General features: G+C 60.9%; 15 protein-coding genes and 1 tRNA gene. 11 read left to right on the top strand and 5 right to left on the bottom strand.

Annotated features, from left to right (window positions below; translation table 11 throughout):
- On the bottom strand, window positions 1-447 hold the full coding sequence (locus ACZ5U1_RS09215) for a nuclear transport factor 2 family protein (RefSeq protein ID WP_464778152.1): 447 nt from the start codon (window positions 445-447) through the stop codon (window positions 1-3).
- Between the two features lie 205 nt (window positions 448-652).
- Window positions 653-1,957, bottom strand: coding sequence for an NtaA/DmoA family FMN-dependent monooxygenase (locus ACZ5U1_RS09210; protein WP_464778151.1), 1,305 nt, complete (start codon window positions 1,955-1,957; stop codon window positions 653-655).
- A gap of 306 nt (window positions 1,958-2,263) precedes the next feature.
- On the opposite strand from ACZ5U1_RS09210, the gene ACZ5U1_RS09205 reads away from it, so the two are divergent.
- The 7 genes from ACZ5U1_RS09205 to ACZ5U1_RS09175 all read left to right on the top strand — a co-directional run bounded on the left by ACZ5U1_RS09205 (window position 2,264) and on the right by ACZ5U1_RS09175 (window position 10,054).
- The gene (locus ACZ5U1_RS09205; protein WP_464778150.1) at window positions 2,264-2,590 is read left to right on the top strand and encodes an SDR family NAD(P)-dependent oxidoreductase; all 327 of its coding nucleotides are present in this window, start codon (window positions 2,264-2,266) and stop codon (window positions 2,588-2,590) included.
- A gap of 165 nt (window positions 2,591-2,755) precedes the next feature.
- Complete coding sequence (locus ACZ5U1_RS09200; RefSeq protein WP_464778149.1) at window positions 2,756-3,109, top strand: hypothetical protein; 354 nt, start codon at window positions 2,756-2,758, stop codon at window positions 3,107-3,109.
- Between the two features lie 291 nt (window positions 3,110-3,400).
- The gene (locus ACZ5U1_RS09195; protein ID WP_464778148.1) at window positions 3,401-4,072 is read left to right on the top strand and encodes a TadE/TadG family type IV pilus assembly protein; all 672 of its coding nucleotides are present in this window, start codon (window positions 3,401-3,403) and stop codon (window positions 4,070-4,072) included.
- Window positions 4,045-4,740, top strand: a complete 696-nt coding sequence (locus ACZ5U1_RS09190; protein WP_464778147.1) for a TadE/TadG family type IV pilus assembly protein — start codon at window positions 4,045-4,047, stop codon at window positions 4,738-4,740. The genes ACZ5U1_RS09195 and ACZ5U1_RS09190 overlap by 28 nt, the downstream gene beginning before the upstream one ends.
- Window positions 4,741-4,835: 95 nt before the next feature.
- Complete coding sequence (locus ACZ5U1_RS09185) at window positions 4,836-6,620, top strand: pilus assembly protein TadG-related protein (protein WP_464778146.1); 1,785 nt, start codon at window positions 4,836-4,838, stop codon at window positions 6,618-6,620.
- A 161-nt stretch (window positions 6,621-6,781) separates the two neighbouring features.
- On the top strand, window positions 6,782-7,930 hold the full coding sequence (locus ACZ5U1_RS09180; protein ID WP_464778145.1) for an HlyD family secretion protein: 1,149 nt from the start codon (window positions 6,782-6,784) through the stop codon (window positions 7,928-7,930).
- 6 nt (window positions 7,931-7,936) lie between these two features.
- Window positions 7,937-10,054, top strand: coding sequence for a glycosyltransferase (locus tag ACZ5U1_RS09175; RefSeq protein WP_464778144.1), 2,118 nt, complete (start codon window positions 7,937-7,939; stop codon window positions 10,052-10,054).
- A 67-nt stretch (window positions 10,055-10,121) separates the two neighbouring features.
- On the opposite strand, the gene ACZ5U1_RS09170 is transcribed toward ACZ5U1_RS09175, so the two are convergent.
- Window positions 10,122-10,212 (bottom strand) — tRNA-Ser (locus tag ACZ5U1_RS09170).
- Between the two features lie 221 nt (window positions 10,213-10,433).
- On the opposite strand from ACZ5U1_RS09170, the gene ald reads away from it, so the two are divergent.
- Window positions 10,434-11,549 (top strand): alanine dehydrogenase, encoded by a 1,116-nt coding sequence (ald, locus tag ACZ5U1_RS09165; protein WP_464778143.1) that lies wholly within the window; start codon window positions 10,434-10,436, stop codon window positions 11,547-11,549.
- Between the two features lie 22 nt (window positions 11,550-11,571).
- Here the strand turns inward: ald and ACZ5U1_RS09160 are convergent, their stop codons facing one another.
- Complete coding sequence (locus ACZ5U1_RS09160) at window positions 11,572-12,774, bottom strand: phospholipase D-like domain-containing protein (protein ID WP_464778142.1); 1,203 nt, start codon at window positions 12,772-12,774, stop codon at window positions 11,572-11,574.
- A 123-nt stretch (window positions 12,775-12,897) separates the two neighbouring features.
- Here ACZ5U1_RS09160 and rpoZ point away from each other — a divergent pair, with 123 nt between their 5' ends.
- Window positions 12,898-13,242, top strand: a complete 345-nt coding sequence (gene rpoZ / locus ACZ5U1_RS09155; protein WP_196224478.1) for a DNA-directed RNA polymerase subunit omega — start codon at window positions 12,898-12,900, stop codon at window positions 13,240-13,242.
- Window positions 13,243-13,467: 225 nt separating this feature from the next.
- Here rpoZ and ACZ5U1_RS09150 read toward each other — a convergent pair whose 3' ends face one another.
- A complete protein-coding gene (locus ACZ5U1_RS09150; RefSeq protein ID WP_196224477.1) occupies window positions 13,468-13,914 on the bottom strand; it encodes a hypothetical protein in 447 nt (148 codons plus the stop codon).
- 138 nt (window positions 13,915-14,052) lie between these two features.
- Between ACZ5U1_RS09150 and ACZ5U1_RS09145 the strand changes: the two genes are divergently transcribed.
- Both ACZ5U1_RS09145 and ACZ5U1_RS09140 read left to right on the top strand, forming a co-directional pair.
- Window positions 14,053-14,724, top strand: coding sequence for a spermidine synthase (locus tag ACZ5U1_RS09145; protein ID WP_464778141.1), 672 nt, complete (start codon window positions 14,053-14,055; stop codon window positions 14,722-14,724).
- A gap of 170 nt (window positions 14,725-14,894) precedes the next feature.
- Entirely contained in the window at window positions 14,895-15,899 is a 1,005-nt protein-coding gene (locus tag ACZ5U1_RS09140) for an IS30 family transposase (protein WP_464778140.1), read from the top strand.
- The last annotated feature ends 26 nt before the right edge of the window (window positions 15,900-15,925 follow it).

Genomic DNA, 15,925 nt, shown 5'->3' with positions numbered 1-15,925 from the left:
TCAGCCAGCGTCGATGCGGAGGCGCGTCAGGCGGATCTCGCTGATGCGCCAGCCGTCGGCCAGCCGCACATAGCGTTCGTGATAATGGCCATAGCCATGCATCCAGCGGAAGGGCAGGGGTGAGCCTTCCTGCACCCACAGCTTGTCCTCCATCGCCCAGATGCCGCTGGCTTGGCTGTCGGTCTCGATGTGGATTTCGGGCATATGGCCGTGGTGAACGGTTGTGACCTGCTCCAGCATCGGCGCCAAGCGTGCCATATAAGGCGCAGCGCCGTGGATCAGCATGCTCTCGTCCCGTTCCCCAGCGGCATCGCGGAAATCGGCGATGAGGTCGGGCGCAAAGACAGCTTCCAACGCAGGCCAATCCTTATTGTCCATGGACCGGAAGTAGCGCGCCTTCAGCGCATATATCGCCAAAGTCGCAGCGATCTTGTCGGTTTCGGTCAAACGTTCCTCCCACATGTGTGCACGACTTTGTGGCCGTTTGGGGAGGACCCTAACGCAGCGGATGCCACGTTCCAAGCGATGGCTCGCATGAGCCAGAGCCGCCACATATTGCCGAAACAACTGGAGCGCGCCGCGATGTGCGGGCGCGCTCCAGGTTCAAGATTGAGGGGGCGCGGAGCAGCGCAACCGCTCCACGCCAATCGCGTCAGAATTCGCGCAGGATTTCGCGCAGCGTCGTGCCTTCATATTCGGTGCGCACCGCGCCCGCCTTCTGAAGGGTAGGGATGACGCCGTTGACCAGATCGGCAAGCTGATGGTTATAACCCGATCCTTCGATCAGGAACCCGTCGCCGCCCACTTCGTCCATCACCGCCATCATCTTTTCGGCTACCTGTTCCACGGTGCCGCTGAAGTCCATGCCGCTCGCACCCTTCCCGACGGAGAACAGGTCGCGAAGGGATTTACCCTCTTCCCGGCCCGCCTTCTTCATGAACTCAAGGGCGCTGGTGTGACCGCCTGCCACAATATCCTGCGGCACGGGTGCATCCACGTCGTAGAGCGAGAAGTCCACGTCCAGCGACGACGAAGCCATCACGATATTATGCTCGAACGAAGCCTGCTTTTCGGCCTCGCTCATTTCGGGCCGCTCGCCGCCTTCGGGGAAGATTTCCACAGGCGTCAGGAAGAATACCTTGATATCGTCGGGATTGCGACCCTGCGCTTCGGCGCGGTCCCGAATATCCTGGCGATAGGCTTTCATCCCCGCAACGCCGCCGGTCATCATGCCCAGCACGACTTCGGCATTCTTGGACGAAAACTGCCGTCCACGCTCGGACGCGCCCGCCTGCGCCAGAACCGGATAGCCCTGCGGCGATCGCAGCGTGTTCAGCGGCCCGCGCGAACGGAAATGCTTGCCCTCGAAATTGACCGTGTGGACCTTGGTATGATCGACATAGACACCCGTTTCGGTGTTCGCGACCAGCGCGCCCTCTTCCCAGCTATCCCACAGCTTCTTGACCAGCTCAACGAATTCATCGGCAATGTCGTACCGCTCGTTCGGCGGCAGCAGCTTTTCCATGCCGAAATTCAACGCCGCATTCTTCTCGCTCGACGTCACCATGTTCCACCCCGCACGCCCCTTGGTCAGGGAGTCGATCGTCGAAAGCAAGCGCGCGAGGATATAGGGCGGGTAGAAGGTCGTCGAAGCCGTCGCGATCAGGCCGATGTGCGATGTTTCCTGCGCCATCACCGGCAGCAGCGGCATGGGGTCGAGCTTGGGCGACAGTGTCGCATTCTTGAGGTCCAGCTCCATCGAGCCACCATAGCGATCGCCAACGATCAGGCTGTCTTCGAAGAAGACGAAGTCGAACTTCGCTGCCTCCAGCATCTTGGCCAGTTCCTTATGATAGGAACCATCCGCCCACTGCGAGCCAAACTCCTTGCCATCGCCCGGCCAGGAAGTCGCGCCGAACTTCGTGAAATAGCCAAGGTGGAACTTCGTGTGGGCCATAGCCTGATACTCTCTCTAAGGTTTATCTCATTAGCATTTTCAAACGGTGGCCAGGCGCCCCTACGCCAGATCATCTGTTGAGGCACAACTACCCGGCCATCTGCTCCTAATAGTTGACGAATATCAACCTTTGTCAAGTGGTAGAAGCAATTCCGGTTCGAGGCGTTTCAAAAAAGCCGCGTTTCGAGCATCGCTCGATGCTGAAAGACGTCATGATCTGGCTTGCGACGGAACGGATTTCCCGGAACAACGGCGGCTGGCGATCAGCAAAAGCCTGACGTCCTACGATCATCAGGAGCTTTGGGTATGCGCAAGGTAGCAATAGTAACGGGCGCAACGCGCGGGATCGGCAAGGCAGCGGCACTGGAACTCGCAAAGTGCGGATTCGCCGTCGCGGTTACCGGTCGTACCCGGCATGAAGGAGAGGGGCGGCTGACGAGTTGGGGCGCCCCGGAAGCAATCATCGTACCCGGCAGCATCGATGCTACAGTGCGTGAGATCGAAGCCGCCGGGGGCGAGGCTCTAGGCGTCCCGCTGGACATATTGGACCGAGCGTCCATTGACGCCGCAGTGGATGCTGTGCTTGCCCAATGGGGCAGGATCGACGGCCTGTTCAACAACGCCATCTATTAGTCACCCGCCATCATGGCGCCCATCTCCGCAATCGATGTGGATGCTGCGGAGACTGCCATGCGTGGGATGATGGTCAATCAACTGCACATCACGCAGCGCGTGCTTGAACCCATGTTGAAACAGGGCGGCTGACGTATCGTCTTCATCACCAGTGGCGCGGGCAGCATGCTTTGCGAACGAAAGCTGACCGAGGGTGGCTGGGGCCTGCTATATGCGGCGGGAAAAGCCGCTTTCAGCAAACTCGCGGAATTTGTCGATCTGGAATATCGGGATCAGGGGATTGCGAGCTTCCACATACAGCCCGGCCTGACCATCACTGAAGCCATGACGGCGCAATATGGCGAAGCCGCCAAGGGGTTTGGCGGCGGACTGCCGTCCTATATGCCCGCCGATACCGGACGCACGGTCGCCTGGATGATGGCTTCTCCGGACGCGCCAGCCTATGCCGGACCCACGCTGTACCAGGCGTCCACCTTCTTCGAAGATAATGGCATCGTTCCGCGCTTCCCCGGCGACTGAGCCTGACCTGCCCATCTGGCGCACCCTTCACTCGGCCCGGAATGCCCGCGCGAACTGGTGTCTAAAGGCTTTGTCAGGTAGGAAATCATCGTCCGATTTACGGTTTCGATGAACAGTTCCGCAGGCATGCCGGGCTCGTGAGGCGAAGCGTTACAAAAGCAATATCCGGAACTGGCGTCGATGACCGCCCAGGGTGCCGATCTCGATCACGCCCATCCGTCTAGGCCGTTTACCAAATCTGAACGCTGATCGGGGATATAGCCTTTGCTATAGCTTTAAGGATGCCGCCGCGTGGCGATTTTACGCAGTATCTTTTACCCACTGAAAGCGGTTCGCCGCTTCGGTACGAACCTGTCGAAAGACAGGAAGGGTACGGCTGCCCTGGAATTCGCCATCGTCGCACCGGCTTTGCTCGCGCTGCTATTCGCGATCCTGTACACGATGATGATATATTTGGCGCAACAGATGTTGGAGACGGCGGCTCAAAGCGCAGGACGCCTGCTGTTGACTGGCTCAGCCCAAACGACCCAGATGGCCAATGGCCACATGGGCATGACGTCCGATGACTTCAAGGACGCCATTTGCAACGGATACTCCGGAACCAATTCGAGCGGGGAGGCCGTAAGCGCTCCATCGCTCCTGCCCGCGCTGCTCACCTGCTCCCGGCTGACGGTCAACGTCACCACCGCAAGTGGCTATAATGTGGGCAGCACTTCTGCGCCCACATTCACCTATGACAGCAATGGCGTGCTCACCTCGACAGGGACAGGTTTTATCTACCAGTCGGGCGGTAGTGGCAAAAACCGGATCGTCGTTCTCCAGTTGGTGTATCTGTGGCCGACAGGAAAAGGGCCGCTAGGCCTGAACCTGATCAATCAGCCCAATGGCAATCGCAAGCTGGTGGCAACGTCGGTGTTCACGACGGAAGATTATTCATGCAACGCATCGCAAACCTCATGCTGAGGCGCTTCACGCAGGATGCTCGTGGCGCAGTCATCGTGGAATTCGCGATCTGTGTGCCGGTGCTTGTGCTTATGTACACGGGCGGCGTTTGCCTGTCGGATATGATCGCCTGCAACCGCAAGGTTACCATAGCGACCCGTTCGCTGGTCGATCTCACCAGCCGAACCATGTCCCCCACGGTCATCTACAACGCCCCGCAGAGCGCCAGTGCGAAAACCTATCTCAGTGCCAGTGCGGTTGTTCTGTCGCCTTACAAGCTCAACAACGCGACCGAGCAGATTTCGCTGCTTCGGATCTGCGACGCCACGCATGCCTATGTTGTATGGACCCAGGCGCAGACGCAGAATGTCGATGGCAGCGTCGTCACGACCAAAACTTCGGAACACACTGCGGGTACGCTTCCAACTGTCGAGACGCAGTCGGCTAACGCCGTCATCTCGATCCCGGCCGATATGATCAATTCAACTATGGTGCCGACCTCACCGGACGGATCGAATGTCTGTCAAAATCTTGTTCCCGGCGTCGCCAACAAGACCCAGGTCGGCACTGCCGGAGGCTGGCTGTACATGGGCAAGATTACTTACAATTTCACGCCATCGGTCAGTTATATACCTATCCAGACCAAGGCGCTCACCCACACCATCTACATGACTCCTCGTCTTTACTAGGTGCTTGACCGATGACAAAATCCTCTTGTCTCCGTTCTTCGGCTGCGATGGCCCGCCTCGCTGCTCGTCTAAAGGCTGATCAGCGAGGCGGAGCCATGATGATCATGGCATTTTCGCTCATTCCGTTGACCTTCGTCACCGGGTTTGGCATCGATTATTCTCGCGCCATGAGCCTCCAGACGCACCTGAACGCCGCCGCCGACGCAGCGGCGCTTGCGGCTGTCGGACCATCGATGATCCTTCAGTCGAACAGCGACGCGACTGCTGCCGCGCGTACGATGTTCAGTGCTCAGGCCAGTCTTCTGAGCGGTTACCAGAACCTTCAGGTGACCCCCACGATTACGGACGGGACCTCCGGCGGCAGCGGCGCACTGGGCTATCTTCGCAAGGCTACCGTCAGTTACACGGCCAAGTCGGTCAATGTATTCGGTGGCATTCTGGGAGCTGGCACCCTGACGGTCAGCGGAACGTCCTCGGCAAGCGCCGCGCAACCGCCCAATGTCGATTTTTACCTTGCGATGGACAATTCGCCATCCATGCTCCTGCCCGCAACGTCGGACGGGATCAGCAAGATAATCGCGGCCACCAAGACGAGTGAAAACGCAAACGGCTGCGCCTTTGCATGCCATGCGATGCTTCCGAAAACCGACAATATTTACGTCAAGGATCAGCAAGCCCGCCACATATTGCTTTCGGCAGGATATTATACGTCCGGCTCCACAACCCAGAATGTTTTCTACAGATGGGATTCGTCTGCCGACCTGGTCTATGACAGCGCCGGTAATCTCATGACCTCAACTTCAACACCGACGGTCACAGGCCCCACGCGAACAACATCCGGGAATGGAGCCAACAAGAAGAACATCGACACCACTGTCAGCACTTATAACGTCACTACTTATACTGTCACTTCCAGTTCCAGCGGCGCGTCTACCGTCAAAAAGAAAGTGACGCCGACCACGACCACGACTGTGGTTTCCACGCCGACCAGCGGGGGTGCCTCGACCACCACCACGAGCACGACTACGGGCACGCCAGCGTATTCCGACTATGACACCGGATACTGGGCTGACGGCTATTGGCTTACCCACAATTACGGCAGAATCTATGGTAGCCCTTCTAGCATTACGCTGCGCAAGGATGACATGGTGTCGGCCGCATCGCAGTTAATTCCTTTCGCGGCCAACCAGGCATCGCAATATCAGGTCACCTATCGGGCACAGATGTTTTCATTCGACTGGACGCGATCCGGCAATACTTCACCCGTCAGGACGCTCAATAGTCTGAACAATGTCGCGTCCTACGGCAGTGGATTTTCGGCAACATCCCTGTTCCCGGCGGATGATTATTGGTGGAAGAACTCGATGCCGACGAGCGGCACCAATATAGACGATAAAGCCACCGAAGTGACGAACATGCTCACTACCATGAAAAATCTCATTCCCAATGCGGGAACGGGTGCCCCGGGAGCAACGCCGCAAAAGATATTGTTCATCATCACTGACGGCATGCTGGATCAGCCAAATGGCGGCGGCCGTTATTTTGGCCCAATGCGGAGCAGCGACCTGACCCAATGCACGGCCATCAAGGCCAAGGGTATCAAGATCGCGATCCTCTATACGCAATATCTGCCAGAATCGCTGTCTGGCGACAGCTGGTCGCAGACGAATATCGCGCCGTTTCTGCCACGTCCCCCCTCGCCCTATCCGGCTGGGAACGCCGGGACTTCTGATCAGGTTCTGACCGCGCTGCAAAGTTGCGCATCATCCGGCATCAACGGTTCTCCGTTGGTGCAGACCGTGACAGCCGATGACAGTATTGCCACGGCCCTGCTGCAACTCTTCTCCACAGCGCTCCAGACGGCTCGACTGGTTCAATAGCGATCGCAATCGACGGTGCCGAGTAGAACCGGCACAAGAGGGCACTCGCGAGACGTCATTAACGCGCCGCTAACTATCCGATGTTACGCTTCGGAAGAGTGTAAAAAGGCAGCGGGTCAGCGGCGAAAATGATTGATATTCAAAATCTTTTGCGCGCACGAATGACGCGTATCATATTGGCGACCGCCCTGATCGGGGGTGGCGCCATGGGTTTCGCGCCCTATGTGTTGAACGATGTTTCTACCCAAGCGGCGATCAACGCTCCGCTGATCAGGCTGACGGCCGCCGCCGATGGGACGGTCGCCGATCTCCCGGCGAACGGCCATTATTTCGACAAAGCCACCGGAATACATCTGTTGGACCTGTCGCAGGATACGGGCGAGGTCGCCGAACTAAAAGCGCAAGCCGAGATTGCGCAGACGGAAATGGCGCTCAGCGAACGGCAATTGGCGGAACTGAACGGCCAAAGTCAGCGATTGGCGCAGCGCGCGACGCTTTTTTCCGGCGCCATGGCAACGCGCCTTAGCGCTGATCGCGACTCCGCGCAGGCAGATCTCGCGGGGTGCCAGGCCGAACGCGCAGAGCAAGCCGCTAATCTGGCCCGCACGCGCGTGCTGGCGGCGCGGGGCTTCATATCGCCCGCCGGGGTGCAGAAGGCGGAAGCTGCCGCATCCTTGAAGAGCAGCAATTGCAGCAGCGCCGCCGCCAGGCTGCGGGCCATTCAGGTTACGCGCAGTGCCGCGCAATCGGGCGTGTTCATCGGCGACAGCTATAATGACGCGCCCTATGCAGTGCAGCAGGGTGATCGCCTGCTCTTGCAGAAGCAGGCGGTCGAAAAGACGTTGAGTGACGCGACGGCCCGTTACCGTCAGGCCAGTCTGAGATTGAAGGATGCGCTGGCCCGGGCGGGCTATCGTGCCCCTGCGGGAACTTTGGTATGGGCGGCGGTCGCCAGCCCCGGCGCCGCCATTCGCGCGGGCGAGCCGGTGCTCGACCTGATCGATTGCCGTCGGCGCTTCGTCCAGGTCACCCTTCCCGAGCGGAAGGCCGAAGTCGTCGGTCCCGGCACGCCCGCAGACGTTCGTATGATCGGTTCCGATCAGTGGCTCAAGGGGCAGGTCGTGAACATCACCGGCGCGGCGGGGCGGCGCAGGGAGGAATTGCTGGCCGCTTCCACCTATTCGTTGCCGGAGGATCGGGAGATACTGGTCGATGTCGCCCTGCCAGCGCCCGAGCCCCGGCAGATCGATGCCGCGCGCAAATGCGATGTGGGACGTTTGGCCGAGGTCCGGTTCAGCCGCAGGCTCTGACGGCACATGTCCAGCATCGCTACCACTGCACCTTTCGCGCCTCTGGCGTTGCTGGTGGGATTCTTGCTGCTTTTCGGCAAGATATGGCCGTGGCGTGCGGGGCTGGTCGCGACGATTGGGTGCACCATTGTCTATTATCTGCAGTGGCGGATCGCACAGACGATTCCCTGGGGCGAGGGTGCGGGCAAGCTATGGTGGCCGCTCACCTGTCTGCTGGTGGAAAGTGCCGCACTGTTCGATGGCGCGATCTTGCTGGCAATCCTTTCCCGGCCGCGCGACCGGTCGGCGGAAGCTGATGCGGGGCAGGCACGGCTGCGCGCTGCATGGGAAGAAGACCCGCTGAATTTATCCCCGGTGGATGTTTTCATAGCCACCTATAATGAACCGCGCGAAGTGCTGGAAAAATCCATCCTCGGCTGTCTCGCCCTCGACTGGCCGGACGCGCGCATATGGGTGCTGGACGATGGTCGGCGACCCTGGGTACGCGACCTGTGCGTGGCCAAGGGGGCTGGCTACATCAACCGGCCGGACAATAAAGGCGCGAAGGCCGGCAATATCAATCACGGGCTGACGGTCACCGACGCGCCCTTCGTGGCGGTGTTTGACGCGGACTTCGTGCCTCGCCGAGACTTCCTGCTGCGCACCATGGGCTTTTTCGAGTCTGATCGGATTGGCATCGTCCAGGTTCCGCACAGCTTCTACAATCACGACCCCATGCAGACCAATCTGGGCCTGCAACAGGCCATGCCGGACGATCAGCGATTTTTCTTCGAAGCGATCATGCCGGGCCGCGACGGTTGGGACGCCGCCTTTTGCTGCGGATCGAACTCCGTGACGCGCAGGACCTTGTTTGAATCGATCGGCGGAGGGCTGCCGGAAGGATCGATTACTGAAGACATGCTGCTGACGCTGGCCAGCTTGCGACAGGGTTATGTTACCCGCTATCTGAATGAGCCTCTGGCCTTTGGCCTCGCTCCGGAAAGCACGACCGCCTTTTTTGTTCAGCGTCAGCGCTGGGCGCAAGGTGCGATCCAGATACTGTATCTAAAAGAAGGTCCTTTGGGGCCAGGATTGAAACTGCGCTATCGCCTGCTGTTCCTGCCCAGCGCATGGATCACGCAGGGCCTCCAATCCATGTTCACCGTGCTGACGCCCATCTGCTTCATGCTGTTCAATCTGGCTCCGATGGTCGGCATCGATCTGGAGGCGGTCATTCACTATGTCCTGCCGCTGATCGTCGCCATGTTGAGCGGCATCACGCTTCTGGCACCGGGGCGCTATTACCCGCTTGCCGCGCAAATTTTGTCGCTGTTCCAGTCCTTCCGCATTTTGCCCGTCGCCCTGCAAACATTGTTCCGTCCAAAAGGCCTTGTCTTCAAGGTCACACCCAAAGGGTCAGACGCGGGCGGGAATCCATGGGAAAGAACGATATTGTTCGTAGCGCTCGGCCTCCTGGCGCTCAGTTTCGCTGGCCTGATGATCAATGTTACACCGGAATATCGGGTCGTGTCGCAGGTCGGCCTGCTGCCCATGGTGACCTTCTGGACGATCGTGAACATGTTCATCCTGCTGCTGGTTGCCATGATGTGCCTGGAAAAGCCGCGTGTCCGGGGCGAGGAGCGCTTCGCGCTGCGGCAGGCCGTGACGATTCTGAGCGCGCAGGGACAGATGATCCGGTCAGACAAGGGCGACATCTCCATCTCCGGTCTTGGGCTGGAGCTTGCTGACCCGGCGGGCCTGAGTGTCGGCGAGCGCGTCGATGTCGTGTTGCCGGACGTTGGCCTGTTGCGCGGATTTGTACGCCGTTCGGGCAGGCGCCTCGGCATTGAATTCGACTTTCATTCAGAGGACATCCGTGACCGGCTGATCGTCGCCCTGTTTACGAACGAAATCCGGATCAATGCCGTTCGTCCCTCTGCGGCCGCCGCTGCTCTGGCTGTCGCCAAACGCCTCTGGTTGGCGGATCTTCGGACCACTGAAGTACATTCCCGTATTGCCAACAGTGATCCGGCGCCCGAGAAATTAAGCGCAACCACGCGTGTCGTCCCAGCTGCGCTCCAAGGACCCAAAAGGGCGCCTGAGCGGGATATGTCAGGCAACGACAGGGTAACTCGGGCAGCCTGATAGATCCGCTCAAGAACGGGTTGTCCAACAGGATCACATTCCGCTTCTAGGCTTTTCACTAAGGTGGTGGCGGAGCGGGAGGGATTCGAACCCTCGATACGCTTTTGACGTATACTCACTTTCCAGGCGAGCGCCTTCGACCACTCGGCCACCGCTCCGCATGCACTGGAAGGCGGCTCCCTATCGTGCGGCGCGGCGGGTGGCAAGGGGATGCCGCGACTTGCTTCAATTTCGCGGCGCTACGTCACCCGCCGTCGCGCTACGTTGACCGTGACGGATAGGCAAATGTCCGGCCGCAACCTACATTCAGGAACAAACGTCCCATTTGCGGCGATACCCTATCCAGATGCGGCATCTCTCCGGAACGGAAAGGCTGAACATGATTGTAGGCACGGTCAGGGAGATCAAGAATCACGAATATCGCGTCGGCCTGACGCCTGAGAGCGTGCATGAACTGACCTCGCATGGCCACCGGGTGCTGGTGGAAAACGGCGCGGGGGAGGGGATCGGCGCGCATGATGCGCTGTACGCCAGAGCCGGGGGCGAGATCGTCCCGAGCGCGCGGGACGTGTTCGAAACGGCCGAAATGATCGTGAAGGTGAAGGAGCCGCAGCCGGAGGAACGCGCCATGTTGCGCCCGGGCCAGATACTCTACACCTACCTCCATCTCGCGCCCGACCCGGACCAGACCCGTGACCTCCTGGCGTCGGGCGCTGTCTGCATCGCTTATGAAACAGTCACCGACGCTGGCGGGGGCCTCCCGCTGCTAAAGCCCATGAGCCAGGTTGCCGGGCGCATGTCGATTCAGGCGGGCGCGACCGCGCTGGAAAAGGCGAATGGCGGCCGGGGCGTGCTGCTGGGCGGCGTGCCCGGCGTCCTTCCGGCCAAGGTCTGCGTGATCGGCGGTGGGGTCGTCGGCTTCAACGCGGCGCAGATGGCGGCGGGCCTCGGTGCGGACGTCACCATACTCGACCGCAGCCCTGAAGTGCTGGAGCGGCTGGGCATCTATTTCGAGGCGCGGGCAAAGACCCGCTTTTCCAACCGCGCCAATCTGGCCGAATGCGTGGCGGACGCGGACCTCGTCATCGGCGCCGTGCTCATCCCCGGAGCCGCCGCGCCCAAGCTGGTCAGCGCCGACATGCTCAAGACCATGAAGAAAGGCTCCGTGCTGGTCGACGTCGCAATCGATCAGGGCGGCTGTTTCGAAACCAGCCATCCCACGACCCATGCCGATCCCACCTATATCGTCGATGGCATTGTCCATTATTGCGTCGCCAACATGCCCGGCGCGGTCGCGCGCACCAGCACCTACGCGCTCAACAATGTCACCCTGCCGCATGCGCTGCGCATAGCTGATCTGGGGTGGAAGAAGGCGCTGCAATCCGACCCGCATCTGCTCGCGGGGCTCAACGTCTGGGACGGCAAGGTGACCTATCAGGCGGTGGCTCAGGCGCTGGACCTGCCCTTTACCCCGGCGGAGGAAGCGCTGGCCTGATGGCCGCCCCGGGGCGACCTCTTTAATCCGCGTCCGGATTGCGGAAATTCAACCGCCGCGTGACGGTGTAATCCACCACTCCCACCAGGAAATAGCTGATCCACTGCTTCACCAAAGTCAGCACCCCGCGCTGCGCCTTGTAGCGTTCCAGCGTGATCTGTCGGCTTTCCTCTGCGCGACGGCTGATGAAGTCCCTCGCTTCGTCCGCCAGCGCCTTGTCCTCGATCCGCAGCATGATCTCCAGATTCAGGAACAGGCTGCGCATGTCGAAATTGGCTGATCCGATGAAGACCGCGTCATCGATGACGATCAGCTTCATGTGCAGCTTGCGCTTCTGATATTCCCATATCTCCACCCCGCGCCGCAGCAGCGGCCCGTACAGCAGCCGCGCCGCCGCCACCGTCGCGCCATTGTCCGACCGGGACGGCAGGATCAACCGAGCGCCCTCTCGCCGCGCCGCGCGCGCAATGCGTTTCAGCATGCCGCGTCCCGGCGAGAAATAGGCGGCCACCATGTCCACTCGCCGCGCATGCTCCAGGTCATGCTTCACCACCTGCGCCCAGGGGCTCAATCGCCGGGTCGGCCCGCCGATCAGCCATCGCATCGGATCATCGGGGTCATGGTGCAACGACGGGTGCCAATGCCGCACCATCCCCCGCATTGTGCGGAAACTCTGCTTGCTGGTCGATACCCACCGCCACAGCTGCCCGTACCAGTTGGTCATCGCCGCGACCTGCGGCCCGTCGATCAAAAGGCCCAGGTCCACCCAGGCATCCTCTTCGGGCAATCCGAAATAGCCATCCTCCACATTGAACCCGCCGAGCAGCAGCCGCCGGTCGTCCGCGATGGTCATCTTCTGATGGTTGCGGATCAGATAGCGGGTCGACCGCCGCGCGCCGAATCGGCCAAACCGTCCCCCGGCCTTGATCAACGGGTCGAAGAAGGCGACGGGCGTGTCGGCCGATCCGAACGCATCGATCATCAACGTCACGGCAACGCCGCGCCCTCGTGCCGAGATCAGACGATCCAGCACCATCCGCCCGCTCTCATCGGCAGCGAAGATATAATAATAGAGCTTCAGGCTGTCCCGCGCGCCATCGATCAGGCCGATCAACGTCTCTCGCAGGGCGGGACCATGTTCGATCACGTCCAGCCGGTGACCCCGGATGGACAGGCCGATCCCGGCCTCGTCGCGCTTCACAGGGGACTGCCGGTTGGTAGCCATATCCCGTTCATGCGCCTAATTGCCGCTATGCGCCACGGCTTTATGGGCTTTTCATTGACTCCCCGCCCGCCCGCTGATAGGCGCTGCCCTCACGATTTCCATCATTTTGCCAGGAGCGCCCGTTTGGCCCGCGTTACCGTCGAAGATTGCGTCGACAAGGTTACCAACCGTTTTGACCTCGTCCTGCTTGCGGCGCAGCGCGCCCGTGAGATTTCCGGTGGCGCTGAACTGACGTTGGACCGCGACCGCGATAAAAACCCGGTCGTCGCCTTGCGCGAGATCGCTGAAGAAACCGTTCTCCCGGCCGAACTGCACGATTCGCTCGTCGGCTCGCTACAAAAGGTGCAGATCGACGACGACGACACGCCGGACGAAATCGGATCGATCGCTCAGTCGGCAGAGGCCCTGCGCCTCACCGCCGCCGCCCCGCCGCGCAACCAGAATGTCGGCGGCGACTACGACGGCTGATCCGTTCATCGGTTCGGAGAGGGAATGAGGCTCGGCCTGCGCAAGCAGGACCGGGCCTCGATCCGTTTTGGGGCCTCATCAAATCCTCCCCATCGCTAGATGGGGAGGGGGACCGCCGCGCAGCGGTGGTGGAGGGGAAATGGCACGACCTGCGCCGTTTCCCCTCCACCAGCCTGCGGCTGGTCCCCCTCCCCACGCCTTCGGCGCAGGGAGGATTTGATATTTTCACCCCCCCAAACAAAAATCCCGCAAAGCCCGCGCATCATGCAGCGCATTATGCGGTATCCTGCTATTCGCCGCCGCACTGAATCCCGCCGCATTCACCAGCTGCAACTGCAACCCGTTCATATCCACCATCTGCCCCGGCCCGGTCACCAGCAGCGCGCAGAAATGCGCCAGATCCTCCGGCCAGTCCGCGACGATCACCGGCTCCGGATCACCCGCCAGATAATCGGCCAGATGATGCGCAGCCTCGACCCGGCTCAACTCCATGTCGATCCCCGGCGGCACATGGCGCAGATAGGGGATGACGTTGCGCTGCACCCAGCCATGCGGCTCCTCCGCCAGCGGCAGCGACACGTAAAATTCATCGTCGCCAAATTCCGGCACCAGCGCGACGCTGATCAGCGCGCCTGCAAATCCGTTGAATTCGGTGTCGAGGAAATAGCGCATGAAAAAGAACTGCCTGCTGGAAAGGGGTGAAGGGGCTGTCCGCGAGATAGGGGCAGGGCGCCTCTTGCGCCAGCCTTTGATGATTTGCCTCGGCTCAAGCAAGCTGCCATGCGGGGCCATCGACACAAGGACCTGCCAGTGACCCCTCGCATACTCATCGACACCGCCGCCGTGCCGGGCGGACAGGAACTGAAGCTCTATAGCCGGGGCGGCGATCACATGATCGTTCTCGAGCGCAACGAGCTGATGAGCAGCCGCATGAGCGGTTCGGAAAAGGCGTTAGCCGTCATGTCGCTTGAGCGCCTGAAGGGCCGAAAAGCGCCGCATCTCCTGATCGGCGGTTACGGCATGGGCTTTACCCTGCGCGCGGCGCTGGCGGGCATGGGGCAGGACGGTCGCGCTACGGTCGTCGAACTGGTGCCCAAGATCATCGAATGGGCACGGGGTCCGATGGTCGAACTGGCGGCAGGTTGTCTGGAGGACCCGCGTGTCACCCTGATCGAAGGCGATGTCGCGGCAGAGATCGCCGCCAGCCAGCAACGCTACGACGCTATTCTCCTCGACGTAGACAACGGCCCCGACGGCCTCACCGCGCCCGCCAACGATCGGCTCTATTCCTCCGCTGGCCTCGCCACCGCCAAGGCAGCGCTCAAGCCCGGCGGCATCCTCGCCATCTGGTCCGCCGCTCCCGACGCTGCCTTCACCCGCCGCCTGCGCGACGCGGGCTTTCTGGTCGATGAGGTAGCGGTCAAAGCCCGCGATAATGGCAAAGGCCCCCGCCACGTCATCTGGTTCGCCCAGAAGCGGTAAGCCTAACCCTTCTCCCGCAGGCGGGAGAGGGGCGCGACAACCCCTTCCCGTTGTCAAAACTTCGTCATCCCAGCGGAAGCTGGGATCTTATGCGGCTTGGCCGAACGCTACCTCCCGAGATGCCCTGAGTTCACGGAACAAGTGCAACACCTGCTAGGGGTGTTGTTGCGATGGGACAGAGATATGGCCAGCTCAGCCTTGAGGAGCGGATCGAGATTTACCGCCTGCATGCAGGCGGTAAATCGCAAAGAACCATAGCGGCGCATCTCGGGCGGGCGCCAGCTACGATCAGTCGCGAACTGCGGCGCAACAGCGTGCGAACCAAGGTCTGGCCCGGTGGCTATGAGCCTGTCCGCGCCCAGCAGCTTGCCGAACGCAGGCGCCGATGGGATTGCCGCTTCAAGCTGGAACGCCAACCGGACCTGCGCGGCCTTGTGAGGGACGGCCTTGCGATGGGATGGTCCCCCGAGCAGATCGCAGGCCGATTGACGCGCGAGCACGGTCGCACCCTCATCAGCCCTGAGTCAATCTACCGCTTCATCTACCACCGTTCGGCACAGAAGGATTATTGGCACCGCCTGCTGCCGCGCGCCCGGCACAGGCGCGGCCACCCTGTCCCTACCGGCGGGAGCATGCTCAACATCATCAAGCATCGCCGCTCCTTGAGCGAGCGCCCTCCTGACGCCGACGACCGGCAAAGCCCGGGCCATTGGGAAGCCGATTTCATGCTCTTTGCCCGCTATGGCCAAGCCATCCTCGTCGCCCATGAACGCGCCTCCCGGTTCACGATCATCCACCGGCCACAGGATCGAAAGGCCCGCAGAACCGCAGGCCATCTGGCGGACATGCTGGCCGACCTGCCCAAAACCCTCCGGCGCTCCATCGCTTTCGACAATGGACCCGAGTTCGCCCGGCATCACCAGCTCGCAAGCCAGATCGGCATCCAGACCTCCTTCTTCGATGTCCGATCACCCTGGCAAAAAGGCGGCGTCGAAAATGCCATCGGACGCCTCCGCCGCAGCCTCCCCCGCAAAACCAACCTCGATGCCATCACCCCCGATGATATCCTCGCTGCCATACAGCGATACAATCATACGCCAAGAAAATGTCTCGACTTCCTTACCCCCGCAGAGGCATTCTCTCGCTTCAATCCAAATGTTGCACTTCAAACGTGAATCTACATCCCAGCTTTCGCTGGGAT

The sequence above is a fragment of the Sphingobium sp. TomTYG72 genome (genome assembly GCF_055394715.1).
This window is presented reverse-complemented; position numbering and strand designations above follow the sequence as displayed.